Source organism: Aureivirga marina, from assembly GCF_015767265.1.
GTDB lineage: Bacteria > Bacteroidota > Bacteroidia > Flavobacteriales > Flavobacteriaceae > Aureivirga > Aureivirga marina.
In genome coordinates this window covers 1-6431 of record NZ_JADPIB010000013.1, presented here as the reverse complement: position 1 = coordinate 6431, position 6431 = coordinate 1, and the positions used below count along the sequence as shown (strand labels likewise).

The window sequence follows — 6431 nt, the reverse complement described above, 5'->3', positions numbered from 1 at the left end:
CCTCCATCTGGAGTACTTTGCCATACTAATTGATTTAAAGAATTATATTTATAAGTTGTCTCTAAATTATATGGCTGCTCACGAAGTTTCACTCCTTCTGGTGGCGTTGTTCTTACAAGATTTCCTGCTCTATCATAGTGATATAACGTATATTGATACTCCTGATCTCCTGCTTTAAAAATAAAATTCTCTACAGAATTATCAACTGCTGCTTCTAAATAATTTTGAATAAACTCAAAACGTTTTTCTTCATAGAATCTATCTTTTGCAAGTTGCGTATATGTTTGTGAAAGTTCGTATTTTAAATTATAACAAGGAACTTCCATCTCAACTTCTATCTCTGGATCAACACTAACTTTAATCCCTGAAATACACATATCTCTAATCTCACTTTGATCACTAACATAAGAAGAAATGAAATTATGCCAAGATTGATATTCTTGTGGAAATTCTCCTAAAGTAAACGCTAAAATTCCTTCATTATAAAGAATTCCTTTTGTCAGTGAAGTATACTCATCAACTTTTGTCTGAAGTGTTATTAACTCTCCATTTACAAGTTCCACATAACCAACTCCTAATGCAGTTGCTGAGAATTCAGAAATTGAAATAAACAACGGATGATCAATAGAATCAATATTAAATGATTCAATATAATTTTTATAACTCAATAAATTATAAGCAAAATTATTAGAACAAAAATGTTCATATGAATAAGGCTCATATGGTGCATTATCTGGATTATATCTGATAAAATCCGTATAAATATTTAGATAAGTCTTATAAACTTCTTCGCTACATGCAATTGGCTCTGTTGCGACAGGTAAACAATCACAATCCTCTTCCTCTTCTTCGTCTGCTGGATCAGGAATTGCTAATCGACTAGAACTAGTTCTTGCTAAAGTGGAAATATTCTCATGATACACAGCCTCACAATCTTGATGGAAAGTAAAATATCCTTCGGTTTGTGTAGATAAATAATAAAATTGACCTATAGAAACACAATCTCTAAGTTTCGTCTTTGTTCCATATACATTTGGATTAAATCGAATAATTTCTCCATCTTCAATACAAATACCTACATCCTCTGTGATTGTAATTGATGTTTTAAACTCATCATTTGTAACAACTTCTCCATCGATTATAAAATCAATTACTTGATAAACCTCATAATTATCTCCTGCTGTATATAAAACTACATGATTTCCATCTAAACCTGTCACATCAGTTAAATCTATCGATGGGAAAGATACTCCATCTGATTCTAATAAATTATAACTAAAAGGGATAGTCCAAGTATCATTATTTGTCGTAATAGTAGCATTTCTTACAACTTTCACTGAACTGCTAGTTACAATAATATCAAAATCAAAACTAACCGTATAATCTGTTGTAATTACACTATTAATTGTTGATTCAATCTTAGATTGAATAATATCTATTATATTATTCTCTATCTCAAAGGCTTTAATCTCAGGATAATTATTATAAATGATTGGAACATTATTTTGATAATTATTAAAGATCTCTTGTAACATCTTATGCGTTGATGTCGGAAATCCTTCTGTTTCAAGTATTCCTGTTTTACATACATATCTATATGTCTTAACTTCTTCTCCATCCCACACATCTAAATCATTATCCTCTGCTAAACAAGGACAATCATCTGGATTTTCTTCACAATCATAATAAGAAACTCCTCCATCGCTTAAATCATCTCCATGAGTTATAACCTCTGAATCAGTAGAACTTCCATGACATTCTCCAATCTTTCCTTTTGTCGCCCCTTCTAATAAAACCTCTGTACTAACTCCATTAATGGTGATAACTGCAATTACTTTAAAATGAAATGGCTTCGCTGCAGGAACTCCTGACACATACTCAAATCCATCATAATATAAATGTTTAAAACTATCAATTGTCCAAACACTTCCATAAGTATCCCAAGTAAGACCATCTCCTCCTTCTGGTAGAATTAATCTAACTGGTTCAATATTTGAATTGATAATAGAACCTTTAAAAAACTCTAAATCTAAAACTCTATTATTTAAATCAACAACTGTACTATTCAACCATAAAGGTGTTACAAAACCTGCTAAATCTTCATAATTCTCTAAAGAACTATTATCGTTATTTCCTATTGAAGATGTGATAAAATCAATTAATAAATCAGGTGTTAAATAGTTTCCTGTATATTTTGTATTCTCATTTATATTTGGACTTTTCCAATCAAAAAATCCATTTAAAAATACTTCTAAATCTCTTGATTTAGGACACTTCCCGGTCTCTTGAAAATAAGCATAATCCGCCTGATCTTTTATCTCTTGATATAATTCACTATCCGCATTCGGATTCTCACTATCCTCTGAAGAATCATATAAATTATCTATCTGATGGTATACCTTATCTTTGGTTGCTAAAGCATCTTTAATATCTTGTGGTAAATTACAAAGTGGAGTAATTCCATTCTCGTTAGTAATACTTGGAAGTGGATACTTATTCGCATATTTTGATAAAGGACTTGTCAAATCTGTCGACTCTGGAAGCTCTCCAATACATCTATTATGTCCATCAAATGAATAAGCATATAAATGTGTGGCAATCGTTTGAATTGTATTTCTTAAAGAAGCATAATTTCCTCGATAATGATGCCAGAAAGCATCTTTTTGCTCTTCGGTATAATCTCCCGTTTGAATATCTGCTAAAATCTGAGCATTTGATAAACTTTGAGTACTAAAATCACAGTCTATATTATTACATGTAGCTAACTGATAAGCTTGCCATAACATAGAAACCTCTGTTCCTTGGTATCCGTTTCCATTTACACTCGGATCATTGTATCCTTCTTTGATTAAATTTATATGATTTAACTCTAATCCTGCTGGAATATTTGGTAAAGTTCCTGAGAAAAATGGATCTTGCTCCATTAATTTAAATGGTGAAGATAATAATCCATAACTCAATGCATCTTCATAAGTATTTACTGTATTCAGAAAATTCAAATAACTTGATGGACTATAATCATATGTAGCTTCTCCAATTGTTACTTCTTTTCTCAATCCACATAATCCTAATTCAAATTCAAAAAATCTAAACTCTGGATGGTATTTAATTAAAGACAAACTCCACGAACTTTTCCACTCCGATAAGAAATCATCCACATTAGCTAAAAATTGTGGCTCTATAAAATAATATGCTGAATCATATGGATCTGGCTCAATTGTGAAACTTCCTAATTCACCATCTTGAGCTAAAATTGCTGGAGTATAACTCCCATCTGCATTCTTCTTAATTCGAACTTTAGAAATAGTACTCTGATCTAAATCATAATAATGATTCTCTGTTGTTGTATTATCATCTGCTTCATACCATCTTGGATAACGCCAACTTATATCCTCTCCATATCCTCTTAAATCTGGAAACTGACTCTCTGCTCGGTCTCTAAAAATATTTAAAAATATCTGCTCTGTATCTTCCGCAGAATCAGCAACATCTGGACCTGTTGGATTAGAAGCTTGATCTTCAATATCTGAAACATCAAAAATCGTTGAATTAGTCTCAAATAATCCATATTTCCCCGAAGGACTCATATCTGAGGTTAAACTCTCTAAGCTTAATTCACATGCAATCGTACTTACTGCTCCTCCTTGTGAAACATCTATATCATTTGAAAAAACAGAATCGCTCTCCTCACATGGTTTATTACAAGCTTCTATTAAAAGTAAATATTCATCCTTTAATTGCTCTACCAAATACGTCTGCTCTGCACTTGTCAAATCTGTATACTCCGACAATTCAGCTTGAATATAATCAGACTCACCTCCTAGAGCATCCACACATTCTTCACAAGAAGTAAAACAATCTGCAAAGCCAAAATCTGGCTCTCTAAAAACACAAAATGGTCCGAATTCCTCACTCCCCTCATTCTCCTTTAAATACGCAATATATTTATCTGCTAATTGCTCTAAAGCTACCTCATTGACCTTTAATGTCTTTGAAATATTATATTCTCCAACTGGTAATTCAAATTCAAAACTCTTAGAATAAGATACTTCGGATGCTTGATTTACATCTCCAATTTGTGTTGTAAATCCAGAATCTGTACCTGTTTGTTCTACACCACAATCATCAAGAACAGAAATTCTTAAATCATATACAAAAGGATATTTAACTCCAACGGCACAATCATCTGTATAAAATGAATTTCTAAACTCATAACCCAATCCTTGAGACTCTCCTTTTACAGTAACAATCTTTACTGAATTATGATTTAATCCATCTACTAAATTCCCAAAATATCCCGAAGTATATTTCTCATTTAAATCCAATGCTGTATCTGTGTCATCCGGATGCTCTTTTCCTAATAAATTATGCTCGATTGCTCCGATATTACTCGTATCTTCTAAAGGTAATAAATTCTGATTACTAGGAACTCCTGACAATGCTGTAGCAATAGTTCTTCCATAAGGATCTACATAAGTTACACTGATTTGTCCATTTGGATCAATTACAGAATTTTTTTGATATCTTTTAATATTTCCTACCTCAGATACTCCAAATAATCTTGTTAATTCTTCTTTTGTAGGAACTCCATATAAATATACAGTCTCATGCTCATTTCCTAATTGATAAGTATACCCTACACCTCCTCTTTTATCAATTCTTCCTGTATTATCAGATGTATATTTCGTTTGAATAAAAGGATATCCTTCTTTCCCAGTACCATCTTTTCTTGAATCTGGAATCATCTTATTATACTCCTTAGAAGGATCCATATCATTATTTGGTGAATAATATTTTGCGGCTCCTGAATCGGTATATAATCCTGAGATCTCTACTTCACAATCTTCACTCGATGTATCAACTTGTTCAAAATCTTTATAACTAAAAGATTTTTCATTAGAATTTTTATTAAAATTATTCTGATACTTAATCTGTGAATCATTTACAGGAACTGGCAAAATTGAGACTGCCGGACGTCCTTCCACATCATAAATTGTCTCTCCTACAACAATATTATTAGAGGTATTAATTCTTGTGACTGTTTGACGAGATCGCATCGATCCATCTGCATATTTTACAACTGTCTTCTGTTTTCCATCTTCTGCAAATGATGTTTGAGATTGCCAGTTCTTACGATTCTCATGTGCCATTGCTTCTGAAATATATAATTTCCCCCAATCTGACACATGTTGTGGATTTGTATTTCCACTTAATGAAATCCAATCTGTATATTTTAGCTTATCTGGATTCTCTTCCCAAATTCCAACTCCACGATATCTTGCAATAATATATCCTCTTTTGAAAGTCATCGGAATTTGATATACCAATCTACTTGATGAAGATGTTCCATTTTTTCTTAAATAAGACCTATCTACTGAAACTCTTGTACTGTTTCTATTAAAATCATCTTTCGTAAAATCAATTGTAGAAGCTGAATAACTAGAGTTATAATCTACATCATCAATCTTGTAATTATCTACATAAGTCCATTCTATTTCATATGATTTTGCTCCTGCTATTTCTTTGAAATAAAACCCTATTTTATTCTCTGAAACTAAAGCTCCTTCTGTAACTGAAACTGAAGGATATACAACACTTATTGATCCATAAGAACTTGTGTTTAAATCTAAAGGAACTTCTGAGTATCCTTTACTTGTAAACGAAATCTTTAATCGTAACCTATCCGAATATTCCGTGGTTGTTACTAAATCTCCTAAGTTTAACTCCAAGCCAAATACATCTTCAAAGCGAAGAACAATCTCCTCTTTTTGCTCTGCTTCTGTATTGGTAGGATCATAAACTAATTCAAAAGGTTCTGGTGTATAATCTTGTGAAACATTCTCCCCAAATAAATGAGTAAAAGTCGATGTCTCAAAATTAATCGTCGCTTGAATTGGAGATTTTACAGATGCAATATCTTCTAAATAAAAATGTAATAACAAAGTAGAACCAAACTGATCCATATTTTGATATCCTCCAATAATCGTTTTATTTTCTATAGAAATCGTTTGATCTCCTATATCATTTACTAACTCATCCCAAGTATAAACTACCTCCGATGAATCTACATTTATTTGAGCATATGAACCCAAAGAAAGAAAGCAAATTAATAAATATAAAATGCCGACTTTTTTAAAATAAAATTTATCTTTCATTGCAATATTTTAATTTCTAATATTTTGCATTATTAATTCATAGTCTTTATAAGAATCTGAAACTTCCAGTTTCGCTTGTGTCTTCTTTATATAATTCGATAATAAAAATCGATCTTTAAATGTTCCGCGAGGAAACGTCTTATAATTCGTGTATAAAATCTCTACTCTCGGAATACTCAAATCAGACAAATCAGTAGTACCGCTAAACGAAACTACTCTTCTATCATACATAACCTGTTTTAAAATATGATATGACTTTTTCAAAATTCTAACATC

2 protein-coding genes are annotated in these 6431 nt (G+C 31.5%); both read right to left on the bottom strand.

What is annotated here, in order from left to right:
- The coding region (locus I1A51_RS17520) for an RHS repeat protein (RefSeq protein WP_196896234.1) at positions 1–6155 on the bottom strand (6155 nt) is incomplete at its 3' end.
- 9 nt (positions 6156–6164) lie between these two features.
- The coding region (locus I1A51_RS17515) for a hypothetical protein (protein ID WP_231374070.1) at positions 6165–6431 on the bottom strand (267 nt) is incomplete at its 5' end.